We start from the raw sequence: 22702 nt of genomic DNA, 5'->3' as shown, positions 1-22702 counted from the left end.
CTCTAGTTCTTGACGGAGTTGACTATGGGGCTATGTGACAAAGGGACAGCCCCTTTGTCACATCGATATTTGAGAGGCTGAATTATGGTGATTCATACCGAGCGCTTGACGCTTCGCCCGTGGCGCGAGACGGATGCGGAGAGCCTGTTTGCATATGCGAGCGACCCGGACGTGGGGCCGGCTGCGGGCTGGCCGCCCCATCGAAGCGTTGAGGAGAGCAGGGAGATCATTCGAACGGTCTTTACGGCGCCCCATACCTTTGCCGTTTGCCTGACTGCGACAGACGAGCCCGTGGGCAGCATCGGGCTCATGCCTCCTCGCTGCGAGTCGAACAGCCAAAGCGCTGGGCTCGAACTCGAGGTGGGGTATTGGGTCGCTAAGCCGTTCTGGGGTCGAGGCTTTGCCCCCGAAGCGGTGCGAGCCATGCAGCGTTATGCGTTCGAAACGCTTGGCTGCAAGGCACTTTGGTGCGGATACTACGAGGGCAATAGCAAGTCATTACGCGTTCAGCAAAAGTGTGGATTTGCGCCGCATCACGTTGAGCGCGACGTGCCCTGCGAGCTTATGGGCGATGTGCGTACTGAGTGCTTTACGTATTTGACCTGCGAAGACTGGCGCAGGCAGGCGGAAGGGGAACGATGACGGTGTCGCAACAACCAAGTGCTATCGAGGTGCGTGGCGCGCGTGTCCATAACCTTAAGGACATCGATATTGATATCCCGCTGGGAAAGCTCGTGGGTATTGCCGGCGTGTCGGGTTCGGGCAAGAGTTCGCTGGCACTGGGGGTTCTTTATGCCGAGGGCTCGCGTCGCTACTTGGAAGCACTCAGCACCTATACTCGACGTCGCCTGACGCAGGCCGAGCACGCCCAGGTGGACGAGGTATTGCACGTACCGGCGGCCCTCGCATTGCATCAGCGCCCCAGCGTGCCGGGCGTGCGCTCGACCTTTGGTACCATGACCGAGCTCAACAACAGCCTGCGTCTGCTCTTTAGCCGTTGCGCCCATCACGTGTGCCCGCACTGCGGGGCGCGCGTGGAGCCGAGCCTTAACGTGGCTGCGGGCCTGTCGCTCACGTGCCCTGCATGCGGTCGCGAGTTCTACGCGCCGAGTGCCGAGGACCTTGCCTTTAACAGCGGCGGTGCGTGTCCCACCTGTGGTGGCACCGGTGTCATGCGCGAGGTGGACGAGGCGAGCCTGGTGCCCGATGAGTCAAAGACCATCAACGAGGGTGCGGTCCTTCCCTGGGGCACGCTCATGTGGGATCTGATGAAGCAGGTGGCAGGCGAGATGGGCGTGCGTACCGACGTGCCGTTTAACCAGCTCACGCCTCAAGAGCGCGACATCGTGTTCCACGGCCCGGCGGTTAAAAAACACATTCTCTACGTGCCCAAAAACGGCGAGGGCGCCACGCCGCTCGACTTTACCTATTACAACGCCGTCTATACCGTTGAGAATGCGCTCGCCAAGGTCAAGGACGATAAGGGCTTAAAACGCGTTGCTCGCTTTTTGCGCGAGGGAGCATGCCGCGATTGCGGTGGCACGCGTCTCTCCGAGGCTGCGCGCCAGCCCCAGGTGCGCGGTATCAATCTGGCGCAGGCGGCGGCCATGACGCTGGGCGAGGCGATTGAGTGGGTGCGCGGGGTGCCCGCATCCTTGCCGCCCGAGATGCGGCCCATGGCGACGGATATCTGCGATTCGTTTTTGAGCGCGGCCCGTCGCCTGGTCGACTTGGGCCTCGATTACCTTTCGCTCGATCGTGCTGGCGCCACGCTCTCCACGGGTGAGCGCCAGCGCGTGCAACTTGCTCGCGTGGTGCGCAACCGATCGACAGGCGTGCTTTATGTGCTGGACGAGCCTTCGATCGGCTTGCATCCTGCCAATGTCGACGGCTTGGTAGGCGTGATGCGCGATCTGGTGGATGACGGCAACACCGTGGTTGTTGTCGACCACGACACGCGCGTGCTGGCGGAGGCTGATTATCTGGTCGAGATGGGCCCCGTTGCCGGAGCAGGCGGCGGCAACGTGATCGCTGCTGGTACGGTAGACGAGATCGAACAATCGCAGGGCAGTCGCATCGCGCCGTTTTTGCGCTCAGAGTCCAAGCGCTTGCGTCCGCAGGTGACTGACGACGAAATGTTCGACCAGGGCCATATCCGTATGGCGACCGATACCATCCATACCGTCAAGCCGCTCGAAGTCGATATCCCGCGCGGCCGCCTTGTCGCGGTAACGGGCGTTTCGGGTTCGGGTAAGACGACGCTCGTGCTCGAGACGCTCATCCCGGCGCTTAAGGCACAGGCAGCTGGCGAGCGCTTGCCACGCCATGTGCGCTGGATCGATGCCGAGGGCATCGCCCGTGCCAACCTGATTGACGCCACGCCCATCGGCGCCAACGTGCGCTCGACGGTGGCGACTTATGCCGACATCCATGATGAGTTGCGCCGCGCCTTCGCCCGTACGCCCGAGGCCAAGGCGGCCGGCTACAAGGCGGGTGCCTTTAGCTACAACACCGGCGCCTTGCGCTGCCCTACGTGCGACGGCACGGGCTCGATATCGCTCGACGTGCAGTTTTTGCCCGACGTCGAGATCGTCTGCCCGGCATGCCGTGGTTCGCGCTACGCCGAGGCCGCCTCGCATATCCATCGCGAGGGCAAGGACGAGAGCCTGCTTACGTTGCCGCAGCTCATGGACATGAGTGTGGACGAGGCCCTCGACGCCACGGTGGGGCTCAAAAAGGTGCAGGCGCGCTTGCAGACCTTGCACGACCTGGGCCTGGGTTATCTCACGCTTGGCGAGCCCACACCGGCGCTTTCGGGCGGCGAGGCACAACGTCTTAAGCTCGCGAGCGAGATGGGCCGCGTGCAGGATGATGCCGTATTCGTATTTGATGAGCCCACGATTGGCCTGCATCCGCTCGATGTTCAGGTGTTGCTGAGCGTGTTTGACGGCCTTGTTGCCAAGGGCGCCACGGTTGTCGTGATCGAGCACGACCTCGATCTTATCCGTAACGCCGATTACGTGATCGACATGGGCCCGGGCGGTGGCGATGCGGGCGGGCAAATCGTCTGCGCCGGCACGCCGGCGGATATCGCGGTCTGCTCCAAGAGCATTACCGGACGCTACCTATAGACAACAAGGCAAAGGGACAGCCCCTTTGCCTCATTGACTTCTATTTCACGCATTGAGCCGTGAGATAGTCGCGGAAGAATGGCAATTCAAATGCGACGAGCCCTCGTCCTCGTTCTCCGATGATGCCGGCATCTATCATGCGGCGTCGGTAGCGGGAGACCTGCTGTGGCGAACGCTTAAGGCGCTCGACAAGGTCAGCGGTGGTGGACTCTTCCTCGTCATCGAGCATGGCGATGAGGAATCGCTTGTCCTCTGCAGTGAGTTCCCGATAGGTTGCCGCGAGGATTCGGTCGTCCATCTCGTCGCGCGCGATTTTGATTCCCAGGTCAAAGTCGCGTGACGAGATTTCCTTCGAATCGCTTGTGAGATCCCAGGCACGGTAGCCTACGAGTTGCAATAGGAAGGGAAAACCAGAGATCGAGCGAACGGCTCTATCGATTCCCTCGACATCTGCCAGGCGATCGTTTTCCTGGATCGTGCGAATCAAGGCCTCGCGTACGTCATAGTCGGCAATGCGACCCAGATGATATTGTTGGGCGCGGCGAAGGAACGAGACCGTCTTGTGGTTCAGCAACGTCGAGACGTTGTTGGGAAGCCCCGCCATGAGCAGCGCGACGCGTTTCCCATCGGTCACAAAGTGCTGATACGTCGCTGCGAGCTGAATCATCTCGTCGAGTGTCGGGTCTACCTCGTCAACCGTGACGAGCAGACCGGTGCCCGCCTCGTTGAGCTGGTCGATGATGTCGCTCATGCGATAACGCCAGGTTGAGGCATCGTGAACGCGATTGACCTCGATGCTGCCGAGCGGTGCAATTCCGAGACCGGTGACTTCGAAGTGGCTGGACGAGTCGATGAGATGGGCTGCGGCGCGTTTCGCCCCGAACTCGATTTCCTCAAGCATTCCCGGGAGCGCGGTCGTCTTTACGGCTATCCAGCCGTGGGATTCCGCCCTTGTCGCGAGCGACGACATGAGAGCGGTTTTACCGGTTCCACGCGCGCCTGAGAAGATCGAGGTCAATTCTGGGCGCCTGCGCTGGCTCAAGAAGGCGCGGTCCAAATCCCGAATAATCTGTTGTCTGCCAGCGAGATGGGCAGGAACCTCGCCAAAACTGGGGGTAAACGGGTTCTCGAGATATTTCACAAGGCTCTCCTTTCACACCGCCGTTTAATTTCATTTTACTTTAGTTAATTCTGATTAAAAGTGACGGCTCGTTATCTAGAGCATCAATTAGGTGTGTGCCGTCGGCGTGGCGCTTGAATGTGACAAAGGGACAGCCCCTTTGTCACATTCCCGGAAAGCCTGTTTGGCGCAGCGCCTCGTAGAGGACGATGGCGGCGCTGTTGGAGAGGTTGAGTGCGCTGATACGATAGTCGTTCGGATTGACGAAGTTGCCGCAGATGTCCTGTTGAAGGATGGCCTCGTGGCTGTCCTCGGTATGCCCCAGCGATTCCTCGTGGGTTTCCCAGGCCTCGGCGTTGTCAAGCGAATCGCAATCGCGCAGCATCGGGATGCGCTCGCAGCACGTGGGCGCTGCAGCGAGTAGCTCCTCGGGAATGCCCGAGCTCTCGCTGCCAAAGACCAAGTAGTCGCCATCGCGGTAGGTACTCTGCGCATAGGTGCGGCGTGCCTTTTTGGTCAGCAGATGCAGGCGTTCGTCGGCAGGGGAGAGGTCATTGCGCGCAAGGAAGTCCTCCCAGCCGGCATAGGTCGTCACGTCCAAGTTTTGCCAGTAGCCCAGGCCGGCGCGACGTACCGTCTTGTCGTCGAGCGAAAACCCCAGCGGCTCCACCAGATGCAGGCGGGTGCCGGTAACCACGCAGGTGCGGCCGATATTGCCCGTATTGGCCGGAATCTCGGGCGCATACAGCACAATGTTGAACATGAATCTCCTTGGCTCAGAACGAAAAACCACCACGAAGGGCACCTTCGTGGTGGTTTGGCAGTTACATAGGCGGAAAAATGCCCGCTTGGATAAACCTAGGCGCGGTGCCAGTCGGTCAGGCAGGCATCGAGGGAGGCGATGAGCGCGTCCTTGTCCATGTGACGGCCGATGATGCACAGGCTCGTCATGCGGTCGCCCGTCTCGTCGTCCCAAATTTGCATGATCTCGGGGTTCTCGTCGATGATCTTCTGCTTCTCGCCCTCGGGCGCGGAGTCAACGAACAGGCCGTTCTCCATCAGGCGCATCTGGTGGCCGGCCTGCTCAAACATGTAGCACATGTCCGGATCACCGGTCTGCCACAGCGGACCCTTGACGCGGATGACCTCGTCGGGCCACTCCTGCTCAACAAAATCAGTGAACTTCTGCAGGTCAAACGGCTTGCGGCGCGAGTACACAAAGGTCTCGATGTCGTACTCGAGCACTTCGGGGTCGTCGTGCTCCTCGGGATGCTCCATGGCCTCGATCCAGGCGGCGGAGTTGTAGGCGCGCATAAAGTCGAAGCGGTCGGTATCGAGCAGCTCCTCCATGGGGACCTCGCCGTTTTGGGCCTCGACGATCACGGCGTCCTTCTGCAGGCTGCGCACGATGGCCTTGAGCTCGGCGATCTGCTCGGGCGTCACGGTATCGGTCTTGTTAAGGATCAGCGTGGAGCAGAACTCGATTTGCTGGATGAGCAGGCTTTCGATGTCGTCCTCGTCGATATCCTCAGCCAGCAGGTCGCGACCGCCGTTGAACTCGTCGTACATGCGGGCGCAGTCGACCACGGCCACGATGTTGTCGAGCGCGAGCTTGGGCTCGCCGCCCACCTTGGCCTCGTCGCAGAAGCTCGAGATGGTGTAGGCGATGGGGATAGGCTCGCAAATACCCGATGCCTCGATGATGATGTAGTCGAACTTGCCCGAATCGGCAATGCCCTGCAGCTGGTTAGCCAGGTCGTCCGAAAGCGTGCAGCAGATGCAGCCGTTGGTGAGCGGGATGAGGTCGTCGGTCTCGGAAAGGCCGCCGTCGGCGATAAGACTGGCGTCGACATTGATCTCGCCGATATCGTTGACGATCACGGCGGCGCGGATGCCGCCGTCGTTAGCGAGGATGTGGTTGAGCAGCGTGGTCTTGCCGGCACCGAGGTATCCGGTAAGCATGATGATCTTCACGGGTTTGTTGGGCATGTGCCCTCCTTTGTTAGACATGGCTTACAGTTGAATCTTATGCCAAACGCCTGCTCTTATACCCACGCGCCGGCAAATAACACAGGCTACTCCCAGGCTCCCCATACATCGGGGCAATAACCGACGGTGGCCTTTTTGCCGTTGCGCACGATGGGTTCGGCTAGAACCTGCTGGTTTTCGAGCAGTTTGTCGAAGCGCTGGCTAGGGGTAAGGTGCTGGATGAGCGCGAGCGTCTCCTCGTCCTTGGCCTTGGGGTTGAGCAGCTTGTCGATGCCGCCGACCGCCTGCATCACGCTCGTGAGCTCGCCCTTGCTCATCTCCTTTTCCCTAAGGTCAATAAACTGCACCTTAATGCGGCGCTCCTTAAAATAGCGCTGGGCCTTCTTGGTATCGAAAGACTTTTTGGTTCCAAAAATCTGGATATTCATGCTCCGCCGCTCTATCGAATGAAGTTGGTCGTTGCTCGATCTGCCTCGGGTGCGTTGATACCGGCGGCCTGTCCTGCCTCGATACAGCGCAGGAGCCAGGCCATGTTTTTGCCGATGTTTCGCATGGTGGCCAGGCCCTCGGCGTCCTGGGTGGCCTCGCCCGGCATGGCACCAAAGACGTTGTTCCAGTACGTGGAGGCCACCACGGGCATCTGGTTGATAGTGAAGTACTTGTTGAGTACATCGAAGGTGGTCGACGTGCCGCCACGGCGGGCGACGGCGACCGCGGCACCCGGCTTGTGCGCAAAGGCCTTGCTGCCAGCATAGAATGCGCGGTCGAGAGCCGAGAGGATGCGTCCGCTGGGATGCGCATAGTAGACGGGGGAGCCAAAGACAAAGCCATCTGCCTGCTCGGCGGCAGCGATCAGCTCGTTCACCACGTCGTCGTCAAAGGTGCAGCGGCAATCGAGCTTGCCGCACTGGCCACAGCCAATGCAGTCGCGAATGGGCTTGGCGCCCAGCTGGAACACCTCGGTATCGATACCCTCGGCGTTGAGTTGCTCGGCGACTTCGGCGAGTGCGCGGGCGGTGTTGCCGTTTGCCTTGGGACTGCCATTGACCAAAAGAACCTTCATCACAAACTCCCTCTGCTGTTGGTGACTTCTGCAGAGGATTATCGCACGATGGGGGAGGCGGTGCGGGCGCGGTGCTAATCCAGTTTGGTACCTGGAACCTGCACGGCTTTACCGAGCAACGCTTTGAGCTCGTTCAAAATGGAAACGGGCTGTCGGTCAACGCTGTTCAGATGGAGCGTGGCCACGCGAATGGGCGGCTGATATTCAAGCGAGCCGATGAGCACGGGAGAACCCAGGAATCGTTCGATTTCGTTTGCGAGCTCGTCGATTGCCTCGGGGCCGAGCTCATCGAAAAGCGCCACGAACATTGGTCCCGTCGAGCGGAACAGGCGACCCTTGCCGCGCGAACAATCCATGAGGCAGGCGGCACTTTCGGCGAGCACGCGGTCGCCTGCATCGAATCCAAAGCGGGCATTGACTTCGGCGATATCGTCGACCTTAATGGCAATAAAGCCTGCCTCGCGCGCCACGCGGCGCATCTCTCCAATAGCGTTGACCAGCGCGTGGACATCGCCCAGGCCCGTTACCGAGTCGGTCGTATCTGCCAAGCTTCGGTTGATGATAGTGCCCACATACATGCTGGGCTCGGTATCGGTGCCGTCCAAGCGGTAACCTGTGCAGTCGCAAAGCACGTATTTTCCGGTGGCATCCATTACGCGATACTGCATGTAGTGGAAGTGCCACGTGCCGTTTATCACCATGTCGAGCTCGGCGCGTACGTTGTCGCGGTCCTCGGGATGAACGCGGGCGAGCCACATGTCGAGTGAGTTAAAAGGGTGCTGGGAGGGCAGGTCAAAATCGCGCACGGCGTTAACCGACCATTGCGATTCTCCCGTATCGAGGTTAAGGATGAACGGATAGCGCGTCTCGGAGCTCATGGAGATCGCTTGGAACACCCGGTCGTTGCAGGGAAGCTGATCGACGATTGGGCGTTGCGGCGCGTCATTGTCTTTCGGTTGCTGCACACGATGCATAAGCTTATAGCGATACATCTTGCGATCGGCATCCATCGTCATCTGGCGACGCGTGTCGCCGGCAAGTGGATCGACGCGCGAGCAGCCAAAGCTAAAGCTGGCGATCATGGGCGCCTTGCCACTTGAGCTCGCCTCGATCAGCCCGGCACGTACCCGCTCCAAGCGCTGCTCGAGTTCGGTCTCGTTTGCGGAGAGCGAGATGAGCACAAACTCGTCTCCACCGATGCGGAACAGCATCTCATCGTGCTCCATGGTTTCGGAGAGCGTGCGGCAGATGCTCAGAATATAGCGATTGCCTTCGGCGTGGCCAAACCTATCATTGCAATGTTTGAGATGGTCGATGTCAATATAGGCGCAGGTGAAGGGGTCACCTTTGTGCCAGAGTTGCTCGACGTGACGGTCGAGTCCGCCGCGGTTGCCCAAGTTGGTGAGCGGGTCGATATAGGCGTTGCTCTCAAGCAGCCGGCGCTCTTGTTGCAGGATGGCATGCGTCTTTTGCAGTTGCTCGCCAACGGCGCGCAGCTCAGCAGGCAGCGCGGCAACATCGAGCTCGGCGGTCGAGACCCCGTTCGCAAGTCGCTGAAGATAGGCAATGATCGATTGCTCGCCCAGGCGATACGACTCGTTCATGATGGATAACCTCCTTGGGCACAACAGTGGTTTGCATCATATCCCCAATTCGGTTTGGATTGGGGGCATAAGTTAGCCAATGGGGACAAGCGCCCCTTCGGCGGTATCGTTTTGCGCGCGAGCGTATCAGTTTTTGTTACCGCCATCGAGCAATGCCTCAAAATCCTTTGCCTGCATGGGGCGGTAGTAGAGGAAGCCCTGAGCGTAGTGGGCACCCATTTGGAGCAGCATGTTCGCCTGCTCGTTTGTCTCGACGCCTTCGATTACAACGGGCAGATGGAGCGATTGCGCCATCTCGAGCATTGATGAAACGATTTGCGCGCTACGGCTTTGATCGCGGTCGGTGGGCACAAACGTGCGATCAAGCTTGATGACGTCGACGTTGACGTTCTTGAGCATCGCGAGCGTAGACTGGCCGGTGCCAAAATCGTCCATGTAGGTCGAGAAACCGCGAGTGTGTAGGTCGGCCGTCAGCTTATCCACGGCCTCGGACTCTCCCGTATAAGCCGTCTCGGTGATCTCAATGCGCATGAGCTCGGGCGGTAGGTTGTATTGGGCGGCAAGCGCCCCCATATGCTCGGCGACGTCGCAGGCAAGGATATCCACGCGCGACACATTGAGCGAGATCGGAACTACGCGCAGCCCTCGATCGATGCACTCACGCAGCCACGAGGCGACGCCCTGCCAAACATATTTGTCGAGCGTCACCACAAAACCGCTTTCCTCGAGAGCGGGGATAAAGGTGGTAGGTGAAATGAGGGAGCCATCCTTGTCAATCCAGCGTGTGAGCGCCTCGGCGCCAACGATCTCGCCGGTTTCCATGTCGACCTGGGGCTGCAAGTAGTAGGTAATGCGGCCGTTTGAGAGCGCATACTGGAATTCGGTCAGCGTGCGGTGGAACGCGATTTCGTGTTCGTATTCCTCGGGGCGGAAAATGGCAATGCGCTCCTTAAAGTCGTTTTTTGCGCGCCGATTGGTAAACATGGCCTTGGCCTGCGCATCGATGGTGATTTCCTCGTTGGAGTCGATGGGGTAGACGCCCATGGACGGCCAGAAGCCCACGCCGTCATCATGCTTGGCCACGGCCTGGCGAATGCGGCTATAGATCTGATGGACGGTGTCGTGCTTAAAGGGGATGAGTACGCAAAAATCGTCTTGGCCCCAGTACCCTGCGACGCCCATGTTGGCATTCTCGATGTCCTTGAGGACCGTGCCCACATCGGCGAGCATGCGGTCGCCCTCGGCCTGTCCGTGCCATTCGTTGAACAGTCGCATGTGTCCCATATCGACGGTGGCGATACACCAGGCGCCGTTGCGCCTTGTCTCGAGAAATTCGTTGGCGCGGCGCATAAACTCGCTGGGTCGATAGAGACCCGTGAGCGGATCGATGCGTTCGGCGATGGCGCTTTTGCGCTCCACCTCGGGTATGGGGAGGCTGTCGTTGGGAACAAGCCCGCCGGCCGTGCGAATGCGACGGTCGAGTTCGCCTAAAACGGCGGCCGTTTGATTGGTCAGGTGCTCGTAAAAGGCCGGAACGACAAGACAGACGGGGGTAATGGTGTCGTCCGCGATTCGAACGGGAGCGAAAACGGCCTCTTTGAGATGTTGGATCAGTTGCTCGAATGCTTCGTGATCCAAATTGTTGCTAAGCACGACGAACTGGGCGTTGCGTGAGCGGAAGACGCGACTCCTGCCGCGAGTAATCGACAGCATGCGGCCTGCGTATTCGGCGAGCATGTTGTCGACGGCCTCGGCCCCGTAGAGCTCGTTGAGCTTTGCCGTGCCGCGAACGCGCACTGCTATAAGCCCCGTCTCGCAACGGTCGCGACGGCAGGCATCGATAGCGTTGATCAGCGTGCGCTGCGTTCCGAGACCCGTGGCGGCGTCGACGGTCTCGGCAAGCGAGTGGTTGACGAGCTCGCCGACATAGAGCGAGGGGACATTTCCGTCGCCGTCGATACGAAACCCGCGAGCACGGCCGAGGATGTAGTCGCCGGCGGCATTGCGCACGCGGTACTGCATGACGTGACGGTGTTTGGAGCCGCTATAGATCTGATCGATGTCGTTGGTGTAAGCCTCAAGGTCATCGGGATGGACGCGCGTTTTCCAGTAATCGTGGCAGTTGTCTATATGCTCCGAAGGAAGACCAAGATCGCGCAAGGCGCCTTGTGACCAAAGGGTTCGATGTTTGTCCAAGTTCTCGATAAAGAAATATCGGCCTTCGTTGAGCATCGAAAGGGCGTCGAAAATGCGATCGCTTATTTCGAAGTCGTCGGTGTGGGCTTGTGCGATATTGCGTCGATCAAGGTGCACGGCATGACGTAGCTTGTAGTCGTACATGCGATGGTCGGCATCGTTCGTCAAGCGATTGGGGGCTTCGCCCAGGGCGGGGTCGGCGTGTGCCACTCCGTAGCTAAACGAGTGAGGCATCTTGGAAGCGTTGTTTTCGAGCAGTACCGTTCGGCAGTGTTCCAGACGTTCGGCGAGGTCGTCCTCGGTTGCAATCGTAGATAGGATGGCAAACTCGTCGCCGCCTATGCGAAATGCCCCTTCGTCCACCTCCATATACAGCTTGAGATAGAGGCTTACCTGCAAAATATAGCGGTTGCCCTCGTCATGGCCAAAGACGTCGTTGCAGTGCTTGAGATTGTCGATATCGATGTACGCCATGGTAACGGGGGTGTCCTGCTCCCAGAGCTCCTCGAGGGAACGGGCAAAGCCGCCGCGGTTGCCAAGCCCGGTAAGCTGGTCGGTAAAGGCGGTCCTGACCAGATCCTCCTGACGCTTGAGAAGGTCGCGGACGGTCTTTTCGAGCGTTTCAGTGTAATTGCTGGGGGTATCCATGCTGTAGGCGGCTTTCTGGGGTCGGGGCGGATTGCGTCGGGCGAGCTCGTTGTGCACACGCGTTGTCGCTCAACGCTTTGCGTGTATCCATGCTCCCGCCTTGTTGCGCCGCTGGGTCAATTTGTCGGCTCGTGTTCGCTGCTGATAATTACTGAGTAATGTAAACAACAGCACAAAATTATATAGGGGTGCACATGCTGTGGGCGGCTATTATTCGACAAACGGTAGCGCGACGATGCGATGTTCGATGAAAATGCGACTGGGGCGGTATATGTTGACGGGTATACTTGTTCCGTTTAAATTTGCGGGGATGGAGATGGTCGCATGGCACAGCCAGATACGACGCCCACGGCGGGGCTTGCGCTCGAGGGAGGCGGCTACCGCGGTATGTATACGGCGGGCGTGCTCGACGTATGGATGGAGTGCGGCCTGACCTGTGACCATATGGTGGGCGTCTCGGCGGGCGCGGCGTTTGGCTACAACTTTAAATCGCGCCAGATTGGTCGTGCCATTCGCTACAACAAGGCCTATTGCGCCGATAAGCGCTATGCGGGTGTAGCAAGCTGGCTGCGAACCGGCGATATGTTCAATGCAGATTTTGCCTATCACGAGGTGCCCATCGAGCGCGATCCCATCGACCTGGAGACATATCGTGCCTGCCCCATGCGGTTTACGTGCGTGTGTACCGATATCGAGACGGGCAAGGCCGTCTATCACGATCTGCCGTATGGCGACGAGCGCGATATCGAGTGGATTCGGGCGTCGTCTGCTATTCCCGTGGCAACGCGTCCTGTCGCCATTGAGGGGCATAAATATCTGGATGGCGGCGTGGCCGATTCCATTCCCAGTGCTTGGCTGTTTGCGCAGGGGTATGACCGCAATATTGTGGTACTCACGCAGCCGGCGGGCTTTGTGAAGCAGCCCAACAGCGTGATGCCCATGCTGCGGCGCGTGTTCCGTCACTACCCGGAGTTTGTGGCGGCGCTTGAGCATCGGCATGAGGCCTACAATGCCACGCTTGATGACCTGGCACGTCGCGAGGCTGCCGGCGAGGTCTTTGTGGTGCGGCCGAGCGAATCGGTAAAGGTGCCGTCGCTGTGCCGCGAGCCCGATGAGCTTGAGCGTATCTATCAGATTGGCCGCCACGATGCAGAGGCGACTTTGCCGGCGTTGGAAGCGTATCTGGCGGGGTAAGGGTCGCATACGGAAAGCGCATCCCGGAATGGAGGCCCAAACTGGGATGCGCTTTTCATTGCTGAAGATATGAGGCTGCGAATCAGCTGTTCGGCCTATGCCTATGCCTGCTGCCAGGTGTCGACAAGCTCCTTGGCTGCGGCATGGGGGTCGTCGGCGCTGCAGACGGCGCTTACCACAAAGAAGCCGTCGACGCCGGTGGCCTTAAGCTGCGGCAAGTCGGCCGTCTTAACGCCGCCGCCCACCACGATGGGCACGGGGCTTGCCGCGTGGAGTGCGGCAAGGTCCTCAAAGCTCTTGGTGATGATAGAGCCGTCGGCCGCGCGTCCGCAGTCGCGCTTGGTCTCGGTCTCGTGGAGCGGGCCGATGCCCAGGTAGTCGACCAGGCTCATGTCGGCGGTCTTGACGTACTCGAGCATCTCCTCGCAACGGGCCGAAAGGCCCACAATGGCATCGGGGCCCAGCAGCTTGCGGCAGACCTCGACGGGAATGTCGCTCTGGCCTACGTGCACGCCATCGACGGCAATGCCCTGCTCGCGCGCGGCAAGCACACAGTCCAGACGGTCATCGATTAACAGGGCGACCTGACCGGTCTTGCCGGCCTGTGCGATTGCCTGCGCGGCGTCGTCGGTCAGCGCAATGATCTCGCGGGCGCTTGCCACCTTGGAGCGCACCTGGATGCAGGTAAAGCCGGCGTCGAGTGCCTGGGCCACCACATCGCCCACGGGGCGTCCGAGGGTGTTTTCGGGGCCGAGTACCAGATAGGCCGAGATATCAAGGTTGTCGCGGATGCTCATTGTGCTTCCTCCTGCTTTTTGATCTGTGCTTCCATGCGCTTGAGTTTGCCGGTCATGGTGTCGGTAAATCCGGGTCGAATATCGGCTTTGAGCACGACTTCGGTGCGGATGCCCTTGCTCGCCAACACAAAGGTCGCGTCGCGCACGACCTGCATGACCTCGTCCCAGTCGCCCTCGATCTCGGTGAACATCGAGGTGGTGCGGTTGGGAAGGCCGCTCTCGCGAATGACGCGCACGACCTCGGCGACCTCGGCGGACAGCTCGTCGCCGGTGCCGCATGGGGCGATGGCCACGGCGACGAGCGTGTTCATGCCGGCATTGGTTGCGGGTTCGGACATGGCTTATGCCTCCTCGAGCTCGAGTCGGTTGTCGGCAATATCCTGGGCGGTTGCGCGGTAGAGCTCGTCGATAAAGGCGACCTTAAAGCTTGCCGGGGCATCGGCGACGGCGGCGGCACGCGTGCCGGCAACGTTGTAGACGGCGGTGCCGCAGACTGCTGCCGTAAACGGATCGGTAGCACAGGCGTACACGGCCAGCACGCCGCCCTGCGAGCAACCGCAGCCGGTGATCTTGGACATGAGCGGGCTGCCGCCGTGGGATTTGGCCACGGCCGTGCCGTCGGTAATCAGGTCGACTTCGCCCGAGACCACAACGGCGCCGCCGGTGTAGCGAGCGAGCGCCACGGCGGCATCGCGGGCGGCGTCGACCGTGTCGGTGGTATCGACACCACGTACGCGGCTCAGATCGGCCGACTCGCCCTCAAGACCCCACAGGCCGGAGAGTGCGATGATCTCGGAGGCGTTGCCGCGTACGATGGCGGGCTTGTACTGCTTGAGCTCGTTTACCAGCTGGGTGCGCAGGCTACCGATGCCCAGACCCACCGGATCGAGCACCCAGGGCTTGCCGGCGTCGTGTGCCGCCTTGGCCGCGCGGGGAATCGTCTGCTCGTAGATAGGGAAGAGCGTGCCCATGTTGAGATAGATGGCGCCGCCGCCGGCAACGAGCGCCTCGCCCTCGTCGGGCAGATAGACCATGGCGGCCGAACCGCCCACGGCGAGCTGCGCGTTGGCGACAAAGTCGATCGTCACCGTGTTGGTGATGGAGCCGGCCATCGGATTGGTGGCTCGAATCTCCTCTACGGCCTTGACCATATGTTGCTTAAGCTGTTCCGAATCAATCACTGCACATGCCTCCTTGGCATAGAAAAGGGGCGCTGTGCATAGACAGCGCCCCTGTAAAGGCGGCATGCTCCCTACGCCAGCATTAACTGACAGGTTCAAAGGATTGGGCCCTATGCCCTCTCAGCCTTGTGGTTTGCACCGCCGGCACTCCCGCATCGAATCTGTTGTTCCCTATACTAGCGCACCTGCCAATATGGGACAGGTTTATTTTGGCAGGTGGCAACAGGGGCGCTGCATTTTCCCAGATAAAACCTGCCAAGATAAACCTGTCCCTTATTGGCAGGTCGTTACAATAGACGGGATAAAGAATGACCGAGGGGACCTTATGATCAAACTTGTGCTGACCGATATGGACGATACGCTGATTCCTGCTGGACACGATGGCGCCAGCGACTGCGCCATCGAGGGCATTCATGCCATGCAGGCGGCGGGCCTGCATTTTGGCCCGGTTTCGGGTCGCCAGCCGTCCGCGATGAGCTGGATGTTCCGCAATCGCTCCGAGTGCTTCTCGACCGGTGCGTTTTGCAACGGCCAGGTGATGTTTGTCGATGGCGAGGCGGTTGCCTCGCGCGCAACTGATAACGATGCCCTTATGCGCCTGGCCGACTACCTGGAGCAAGAGACCGACGATACCTATTTGAAGGTCTACCGTCTGGGTGATGACTTTTGGGACAACGACGCCTATTGCGTGACAAGCGATCCCGAGCGTGTGCGTCACGCCATGGAGTCAGGCGGCAACGCGTGGCTCAAGGGCGAAGAGGCTCCCTGTCGCCCTGTCGTTGACGATGCCCCGGTATACAAGGCGAATATCTGGAGTGCCCGTTCGCGCGAGGAGCTCGCCGAGCTGCGCGAGCGTGTTGCCGCCGAGGTGCCGGAGCTCTCGCTCGTGTTTCCCAACAACCGCGTGCGCCTGTTCGACGTTCTTCCGACCGGCTGGGACAAGGGCTGTGCTGCGCTGGAGCTGGCGCGTGCTTTGGGCCTGACGCCCGACGAGGTGGCCGTATTCGGCGATTCCGATAACGATTTGCCCATGATCGATGCCGTTCCCAATTCCGTTGCAGTCGCCAATGCCAACGAGGCCGTCACGGCTGCCGCGCGCTGGCATATCGGCGCTGCGGCAGATGATGCGGTTGCCGGGGCTCTGCATCAGATTGCCGCCTGCGCCGCGACGGGGGAGATGCCGTCGTTTATGCGTCAGATGGACGCGACGGGTTTCGACGTCACGAACGTCTAGGGAGAAAGCCATGAAGCTCCAGCAGCTCAGATATGTCGTCAAAGTTGCCGAATGCGGCAGCATCACCGAGGCCTCGCGCCGGCTCTTTGTGTCGCAGCCTTCGATAACCGCGTCAATTCGCGATCTCGAAAACGAGATGGGTGTACACATCTTTGAGCGCACCAACAAGGGCGTCATTGTGTCCGAGGAAGGCGAGACCTTCTTGGGCTACGCGCGCCAGGTGCTCGACCAGGCCGACCTGCTCGAGGGCAAGTACAAAGGCACGTCCGAGCAGGTGCCGCACTTTAGTGTGAGCTGCCAGCATTATTCCTTTGCCGTTAATGCATTTGTCGATGTGATCCGCGAGTTCGATGCCGCGCGCTACGACTTTACCCTGCGCGAGGAGCAGACCCACGAGATTATCGAGGACGTCGCGCATATGAAAAGCGAGCTCGGCATCCTGTATCTGTCGGAGCACAATCGCGAGGTCATCGAGCGCATGCTGGCGGCCAACGAGCTCGTATTCGAAGGACTCTTCTGCGCTACGCCGCATGTCTTTGTGTGCTCCGACCATCCGCTGGCGGACCACGCCAGCGTGACGCTCGAAGATCTCGAGGACTACCCGTTCCTGTCCTATGAGCAGGGCAGCTATAACTCGTTTTATTATTCCGAGGAACTGACCTCGACCTTTGAGCGTCGCAAGAATATCCGCGTGCGCGACCGTGCGACGTTGTTCAATCTGGCCATGGGCCTTAACGGTTACACGGTTTGTTCGGGCGTGATCAGCCATGAACTTAACGGCCCCGGCATTATCTCCATTCCGCTCGATGTAGACGAGTACATGGAGATCGGCATCATCACGCGCAAGAACACGACACTTACGCGCTACGGGCAGGCCTATATCGAAGCGATTCGTCAGCACATCTAGATTGCTGCGTTCTGCACGGGTCAAATCTCTTTATGGCAGTCCAAACTGATATAGGAAGCATCTATATCAAACTGTTATAAACATATATTTTACGATGTCCATATGAGCGCTCATACTCTGTCCCAGTAAAGCAACCAATGCAAAGGGAGATATCTATGAGCACTTCGATTCAACCGAACGCGCCGTTTCGTGCCGATATCGTCGGCAGTTTTCTTCGTCCGCAGGCTGTAAAGGACGCCCGTGCCGCCTATGTCGCGGGTAAACTCGACGCTTCCGGCCTTAAGGCCGTCGAGGACGAGGCCATCCGCGACTTAGTGGCCAAGCAGAAGGCTGCCGGCCTGCAGGTGATTACCGATGGCGAGTTCCGCCGCAGCTACTGGCACCTCGATTTTATGTGGGGCCTCAACGGCATTGAGCGCCGCGCCTCGCGCACGGGCTATATGTTCCACGATGAGGAGACTACCGCCGACACCGCCGTGGTAACCGGTCCCATTAGCGGCGAGAATCATCCGTTCGTCGAGCACTTCAAATTTATCAAGTCGCTCGAGGGAGAGGGCCAGGTCGCGCGCCAGACCATTCCGGCGCCGATCCAGACGTTCTCCGAAGTCACACTCGACCGCTGCGATGGCCAGCAGGAGAGTCTGCACGCCGTCTACAAGACCGACGAAGAGCTCGTCGATGCCATTGCCGCAGCATACCGCACCGTGATTGCTGACCTGTATGCCGCGGGCTGCCGCAACATCCAGTTTGATGACTGCACCTGGGGCATCTACTGCGATACCGATTTTGTTGCCAAAACCGGCATGAGCCCGGTCGACCTGCAAAAGGTAAGCGAGCTGGGCGTGGCGCTCAACAATGTCGCCATCGAGGGCAAGCCCGACGATCTGGTTATCAACACGCATGTATGCCGCGGCAACTACCACTCCACCTACGCTTTTGAGGGCGGCTACGACCCCATCGCGCCGTACCTGTTTGCGCATGAGGACGTTGACGCGTTCTATCTGGAGTTCGACACGCCCCGCGCCGGTGGTTTTGAGCCGCTCAAGTACGTTGCTCCCGGCAAGAAGGTCGTGCTGGGCTTGGTGACCACCAAGGCGGCAGAGCTCGAGAACGAGGATGCTATCGTCGAGCGCATCCGCGAGGCGGCAAAGTACGTGCCGCTCGAGAACCTGTATCTGTCTCCGCAGTGTGGCTTTGCCAGCTGCGAGATTGGCAATAAGCTGACCGAGGACGAGCAGTGGGCAAAGATTGCGCTGGTCAGGCGTATTGCCGAGCGCGTTTGGAAATAGCGCTAGCGTTTGCAGGTGGCGGCGCGTGCGAGGTACTGCATATCGCGTACAATGGTTCGGATCGTATCGTTCGGGCAGGTTATCCGATATGCCTGATCGCCCTTCCATTCGAAAGGACTTCCATGTCCCAGTCTTCGACGCCCGCCGTCACCGATGCCATCTACGATGCATCGTCGCTCGGCCGCCCGCGCATGTTTGTGTTGGGTTTGCAACACATGTTTGCGATGTTCGGAGCCACGGTGCTCGTGCCCGTGCTCACCGGCCTTTCCGTTTCGGCGACGCTTCTGTTCGCCGGCATCGGCACGCTGCTGTTTCATTTTCTATCGCGCGGTAAGGTGCCCGCGTTCCTGGGCTCGTCGTTTGCCTTTATCGCGGGTTATGTCGCCATTGCACCCAACGGCGAGGCCGAGCTTTTGCCCTACGCTTGTCTGGGCGTTGCCTGCGCCGGCCTGCTCTATCCGGTGCTGGCAACGCTGTTCCGCGCCTTTGGCGCCAAGCGCGTCATGCGCTTCTTCCCGCCGGTGGTGACCGGTCCCATCGTCATTTCCATCGGCCTGATCTTGGCAAGCTCTGCTATCGCCAACTGCCAGACCAATTGGCTTGTTGCCGTTGTCGCTGTGGCCGTGATCGTCATCTGCAATATTTGGGGGCGCGGCATGGTCAAGATCGTGCCGATTTTGCTGGGCGTTGTGGTGAGCTATGCCGTTGCGGCCGCGCTGGGCGAGGTCGACTTCTCTGGCGTCGCAGCCGCCCCCTGGGTTGGCTTGCCCGTCGTGTGGGACAACACCGTGTTTGCGCTCTTTGGACCGCAGTTCGATAGCGGTCTTGCCACGACGGCCATCATCACCATCATGCCGCTGGCCTTTGCAACTATGATCGAGCATATCGGCGATATCTCCGCCATTGGCTCTACCTGCGAACGCAATTACATTGCCGATCCCGGTCTGCACCGTACCCTGCTCGGCGATGGCCTGGCGACCATCTTGGCATCGCTCTTTGGCGCCCCCGCCAATACGACGTATGGCGAGAATACCGGCGTGCTTGCCTTGACGCGTGTGTTCGACCCACGTGTGATTCGCATTGCCGCCTGCTGCGCCATTGTGCTTTCGTTCTGCCCCAAGTTTGCTGCGGTGATTGCCGCCATGCCGGCATGCGTTATCGGCGGTGTGTCGCTCGTGCTCTACGGCATGATCAGCGCCGTTGGTGTACGTAACCTCATCGAGAACCAGGTTGATTTCCAGAACAACCGCAACGTGCTGGTGGCGGCTCTGGTGCTCGTGCTTTCGCTCGGCATTGCCTACAGTACCGCCGGTGCCATCGTGCTGGAGCTGGGCGGCGTGACGATTTCGCTTTCGGGCCTTGCCGTGGGCTCGCTGGTGGGCATTGTGCTCAACGCCATCCTGCCCGGTAACGACTTTGAGTTCGATACTTCCGAGCTTGAGGAGACTGCTGAATAGCAGCTGCGTTCAGCCAAATCAAAAATGGCGTCCATGCGTATGTACGCGTGGATGCCATTTTTAATGCGTCAGTATCCAGTGGATGCCGCGTGCCATGCGCAGGTCAGTTTGGGTAAAGTGATTGCCGGGGTTGAGCTCCAGCGTTGTTGGAATGTCACGCTCGATAAACAGCTCTTCCATCGCGCGCGTATCGTCGAGTACGTGCCGCATCATGCGGTTGGGCGTCTTGGTTTCCTTTTTGCCGAGTGACAGATAGACGGCGTCGGGCGTAGCTGTCATCGTGCGCTCGCGCGCGTAGTCGATAAAGCCGGGGAACCACAGCGACCCCGATGCACTCGCCGCGCGCTCAAAGACATCTGTTTGCCAAAGTGCCCACAGTGCAAAAAGACCCGCCAACGAGTAGCCGGCAACGCCGCGCCAGGTGGGCGGTTGCGGGAGCGATGATTCGGCCTCTGGGATTATCTGCTTCAACAACTCGTCAAGAAAACCAGCGGCCTGTCCACCAAAGGGCTCGGCATCGCGCACGGTACCGTCGCATACCCAGGGGCTCAGCTCGCGATTCCAGTTGAGGCTGCCAATGCCGACAAGCGTGAAGGGCGGGCAGTTGAGCTCTCGGCAGCGTTCATAAACCTCCGTGCCGTCGCCCATGACCACGGGAAGATAGATGACTGGTGCGCTTTCGGCATGCTGTGCATGAACGGTTATCTGCTTTTGATGCGCTTCCATGACGGGCTTCTCTCGGCGTTGTGATATCGACGGCCCCCATTGTCGCACGCCGGCTCATGCAGGTTGGGCTAGACCAAAGACAATCTCGTGCATACCCTGCGGACGCATATGGAAAACGCCACCGCCGGAGGGGAGCTCGGCGGTGGCGTTGTTAAACGGTGCTGGGACTCGGGGCCTTCGCGGGAGCTGCCATGTGCGCAGAGGCGTCTAAGAGCGCTTGCGGCTCGCCATGGTGCCTGCGGCGATAGCGGCTGTTCCCGCAAGGACGGTTGCCACGATGGCCGCACCCGAGGTGTCGCCGGTTGCCGCGAGCACGCCGGTAGTCTTGGCTTTCGTGATTGAAGCCGCAACGGCCTTGGTCGGCTTTGAGCACTCAGGCTTGGGGTTCTGCTTGGACTCCGCGGGCTTGCTTTCTGCGGGCTTGGTCTCGTCGGGCTTGGGGTCTTCCGGCTTGGCTACCTCGGGAGGTGCGATGACCATGCTCTTGGCGACAGCTTCGTTATAGGGGGAGTCGATCACAGCGTCGCCCGTGCCGATGGCTTGGCCTGCCTCGTAGATGCCGTCACGGAGCTTGCGATAGTCAATGACCTTGCCGCCTTCGGGCGTCTGGATGGCGGCGTTCTCAATCTTGATGGTGCCGATTGTCTTGCCGTCAGCGCTCATGGCACGGGCAAAGATTGCCGCTGTATCTCCTTCGGCCGTTACCTTGCTGCGGATGATCGAGATGACTGCGGGCGTGACGCCCTCGCTGGTCTGGGCGATGATGCCGATGTTCTCGCCTTGGGGCTCGGGGCTCGTCTCACCATCTTGGTTTTCGCTGTAGGGGATGGGGCCGTCGCCGTTCTCGACATAGCGGGCTATGGCCTTGACAACGGAGTCGCTGATGTAGATGTGGCCACCCTCCTCGTTGGGTCGATCGTTTCTGGTGGAGAATGCAGCCGAAACCTCGCCTTCCGCAAACGCGTCCACGGTGGAGCCGTTCTTGACGACGATATCGTCTTGGTAGGTGAAGAGGGCAATGGCGTCACCGTATCTGCCTTTACTTGCGCGGACTGTCACGTTTGCATGATCGAGTGTGATGCCCTTGTGGGCATAGACGCCATATTCAACACCGTTTGCGTTGAGGGAGGCGTTTGTGGCTGCGAGGCTGCCCTTGGCCTCGACGGCGGCGTCTTTCTCGGAGCTCGCCTTGACCTGGCTGCCGTCCGAGATATTGATGTTGCCGCCGCTCCAAATGGCCTCACCATCGGCTGAGCTTGCCTCGACTGTGCCGCCACCCTTGATGGTGAGGTTCTTGTCGGTTCCGATACCCTTGTCCTTGGTAGCCCTGGCGGTGACGGCCCCGCTGTCGTCAATCGTGATATTGCCGTTTGCCCTGATGCCATCCGATACGCCCGTGGCGTTGACGTTGCCCGAACCTTTGATAGCGAGATCGCCCTCGGCGTCGATGGCATCAAACCCAGCGCTCGTGGCGTTGACGGATCCGGCTCCGTCGATGTTGATATTACCCGTGGAGAGGATAGCGTCCTCAGTAGATGTCACGCTGAGCGTGCTGCCCGCGTCGCCTTGGATATTGAGCTCGGCGTTCTCATTCTTGCCATGAGAAGCCTTGATGCCTTCGATCCAGTCGGCAGTGACGATGTTGTTTCCCGAGTAATTCACGTTGAGCTTGCCTGCGGCCTGGATCTCGCCGCCGTTATAGTTGTTGAGCTTCAAGTCGTCGGCGCCGTCCCACGACCAGGTGCCGGTCTCGTCGCCCGCCGCAGTGCCGGCGTTGTATTTGGTTTCGCCGACCTTGACCCATTCCGCCGCGAGCGAGACGCTCGGCATGAGCAGCGAGCTCACCGTGAGCGCGCACACGGCGCCTACGACGATGCGGCGCGTCACGCGGCGCCAGCTGCCGTGCGCGAGTCCTATGCGACGGCGAACGTCGGGTTCGGCAACATGGGTTCCGGCGGTAGTGTCATTGCGTTTGGGGGTCGTGAACAAGGCTGCCATGGTTGCTCCCGTTCTCATAGGGCCTATACGGCTAGGTTCAGCGTATCTGCTGGATGTTGCCGGCGGTAGTGCCGTTTGGAGGGCAAAATGGCCAAAATGGGGGAGAAATAGGCCGCACGCCGGCGCAGGGACCAACGCTAAAAGAAAAGCGCGGGGCCGCATGGCGAC

Annotated in this window: 19 protein-coding genes and 1 riboswitch; of the genes, 7 read left to right on the top strand and 12 right to left on the bottom strand. The window is 59.9% G+C overall.

The genetic code is table 11. The annotated features are described in order from the left end of the window. The first annotated feature begins 84 nt into the window (after positions 1–84). Together DWY05_RS04995 and DWY05_RS04990 are read left to right on the top strand one after the other, a co-directional pair. Complete coding sequence (locus tag DWY05_RS04995; protein ID WP_117820868.1) at positions 85–642, top strand: GNAT family N-acetyltransferase; 558 nt, start codon at positions 85–87, stop codon at positions 640–642. Then, positions 639–3131: an excinuclease ABC subunit UvrA gene (locus DWY05_RS04990; protein WP_117820869.1), complete on the top strand. Its 2493-nt coding sequence runs from the start codon at positions 639–641 to the stop codon at positions 3129–3131. Before DWY05_RS04995 ends, DWY05_RS04990 begins: the two co-directional genes overlap by 4 nt. Positions 3132–3171: 40 nt before the next feature. Here DWY05_RS04990 and DWY05_RS04985 read toward each other — a convergent pair whose 3' ends face one another. The 7 genes from DWY05_RS04985 to DWY05_RS04955 form a co-directional block, all read right to left on the bottom strand. After that, a complete protein-coding gene (locus tag DWY05_RS04985) occupies positions 3172–4272 on the bottom strand; it encodes an AAA family ATPase (protein WP_117820870.1) in 1101 nt (366 codons plus the stop codon). A 142-nt stretch (positions 4273–4414) separates the two neighbouring features. Next, positions 4415–5014 (bottom strand): tRNA (cytidine(34)-2'-O)-methyltransferase, encoded by a 600-nt coding sequence (locus DWY05_RS04980; RefSeq protein ID WP_117820871.1) that lies wholly within the window; start codon positions 5012–5014, stop codon positions 4415–4417. A 95-nt stretch (positions 5015–5109) separates the two neighbouring features. Further along, positions 5110–6240 carry a GTP-binding protein gene (locus DWY05_RS04975; protein ID WP_117635529.1) on the bottom strand — a complete coding sequence of 377 codons (1131 nt, stop codon included), beginning with the start codon at positions 6238–6240 and terminating at the stop codon, positions 5110–5112. A gap of 86 nt (positions 6241–6326) precedes the next feature. After that, positions 6327–6668 carry an arsenate reductase family protein gene (locus DWY05_RS04970; protein WP_117769844.1) on the bottom strand — a complete coding sequence of 114 codons (342 nt, stop codon included), beginning with the start codon at positions 6666–6668 and terminating at the stop codon, positions 6327–6329. A gap of 11 nt (positions 6669–6679) precedes the next feature. Beyond that, complete coding sequence (locus DWY05_RS04965; protein WP_117820872.1) at positions 6680–7303, bottom strand: flavodoxin family protein; 624 nt, start codon at positions 7301–7303, stop codon at positions 6680–6682. 74 nt (positions 7304–7377) lie between these two features. Then, positions 7378–8907 carry a diguanylate cyclase domain-containing protein gene (locus DWY05_RS04960; RefSeq protein ID WP_117820873.1) on the bottom strand — a complete coding sequence of 510 codons (1530 nt, stop codon included), beginning with the start codon at positions 8905–8907 and terminating at the stop codon, positions 7378–7380. 126 nt (positions 8908–9033) lie between these two features. Beyond that, positions 9034–11751 carry an EAL domain-containing protein gene (locus DWY05_RS04955; RefSeq protein WP_117820874.1) on the bottom strand — a complete coding sequence of 906 codons (2718 nt, stop codon included), beginning with the start codon at positions 11749–11751 and terminating at the stop codon, positions 9034–9036. Positions 11752–12075: 324 nt separating this feature from the next. On the opposite strand from DWY05_RS04955, the gene DWY05_RS04950 reads away from it, so the two are divergent. Next, the gene (locus DWY05_RS04950; protein WP_117776041.1) at positions 12076–12945 is read left to right on the top strand and encodes a patatin family protein; all 870 of its coding nucleotides are present in this window, start codon (positions 12076–12078) and stop codon (positions 12943–12945) included. Between the two features lie 101 nt (positions 12946–13046). On the opposite strand, the gene DWY05_RS04945 is transcribed toward DWY05_RS04950, so the two are convergent. Genes DWY05_RS04945 through thiM form a run of 3 tightly spaced genes read right to left on the bottom strand, consistent with a single transcriptional unit; the run spans position 13047 to position 14923 of the window. Beyond that, positions 13047–13742: a thiamine phosphate synthase gene (locus DWY05_RS04945; RefSeq protein WP_117803763.1), complete on the bottom strand. Its 696-nt coding sequence runs from the start codon at positions 13740–13742 to the stop codon at positions 13047–13049. After that, positions 13739–14080: a thiamine-binding protein gene (locus DWY05_RS04940; RefSeq protein ID WP_229030451.1), complete on the bottom strand. Its 342-nt coding sequence runs from the start codon at positions 14078–14080 to the stop codon at positions 13739–13741. The genes DWY05_RS04945 and DWY05_RS04940 overlap by 4 nt, the downstream gene beginning before the upstream one ends. A gap of 3 nt (positions 14081–14083) precedes the next feature. Next, the gene (gene thiM / locus DWY05_RS04935) at positions 14084–14923 is read right to left on the bottom strand and encodes a hydroxyethylthiazole kinase (RefSeq protein ID WP_233504004.1); all 840 of its coding nucleotides are present in this window, start codon (positions 14921–14923) and stop codon (positions 14084–14086) included. 51 nt (positions 14924–14974) lie between these two features. Continuing rightward, positions 14975–15085: riboswitch (TPP riboswitch) on the bottom strand. 163 nt (positions 15086–15248) lie between these two features. Between thiM and DWY05_RS04930 the strand changes: the two genes are divergently transcribed. The 4 genes from DWY05_RS04930 (at position 15249) to DWY05_RS04915 (ending at position 19810) form a co-directional block, all read left to right on the top strand. Next, entirely contained in the window at positions 15249–16157 is a 909-nt protein-coding gene (locus tag DWY05_RS04930) for an HAD-IIB family hydrolase (RefSeq protein ID WP_158558692.1), read from the top strand. A 10-nt stretch (positions 16158–16167) separates the two neighbouring features. Next, positions 16168–17064 carry a LysR family transcriptional regulator gene (locus DWY05_RS04925; RefSeq protein ID WP_117786855.1) on the top strand — a complete coding sequence of 299 codons (897 nt, stop codon included), beginning with the start codon at positions 16168–16170 and terminating at the stop codon, positions 17062–17064. 155 nt (positions 17065–17219) lie between these two features. Continuing rightward, positions 17220–18353: a 5-methyltetrahydropteroyltriglutamate--homocysteine S-methyltransferase gene (locus tag DWY05_RS04920; RefSeq protein WP_233504005.1), complete on the top strand. Its 1134-nt coding sequence runs from the start codon at positions 17220–17222 to the stop codon at positions 18351–18353. 122 nt (positions 18354–18475) lie between these two features. Further along, positions 18476–19810, top strand: coding sequence for a uracil-xanthine permease family protein (locus DWY05_RS04915; protein WP_117776046.1), 1335 nt, complete (start codon positions 18476–18478; stop codon positions 19808–19810). Positions 19811–19870: 60 nt separating this feature from the next. Here DWY05_RS04915 and DWY05_RS04910 read toward each other — a convergent pair whose 3' ends face one another. Both DWY05_RS04910 and DWY05_RS04905 read right to left on the bottom strand, forming a co-directional pair. Further along, positions 19871–20536 (bottom strand): alpha/beta hydrolase, encoded by a 666-nt coding sequence (locus DWY05_RS04910; RefSeq protein WP_117776047.1) that lies wholly within the window; start codon positions 20534–20536, stop codon positions 19871–19873. Positions 20537–20743: 207 nt separating this feature from the next. Then, entirely contained in the window at positions 20744–22534 is a 1791-nt protein-coding gene (locus DWY05_RS04905; protein WP_158558693.1) for a carbohydrate-binding domain-containing protein, read from the bottom strand. Positions 22535–22702: the final 168 nt, after the last annotated feature.

The organism is Collinsella sp. AF23-4AC, from assembly GCF_003462685.1.
Classification (GTDB): domain Bacteria; phylum Actinomycetota; class Coriobacteriia; order Coriobacteriales; family Coriobacteriaceae; genus Collinsella.
Note: the sequence above shows the minus strand (reverse complement) of the source record. Positions and strands in the feature narration are given on the sequence as shown.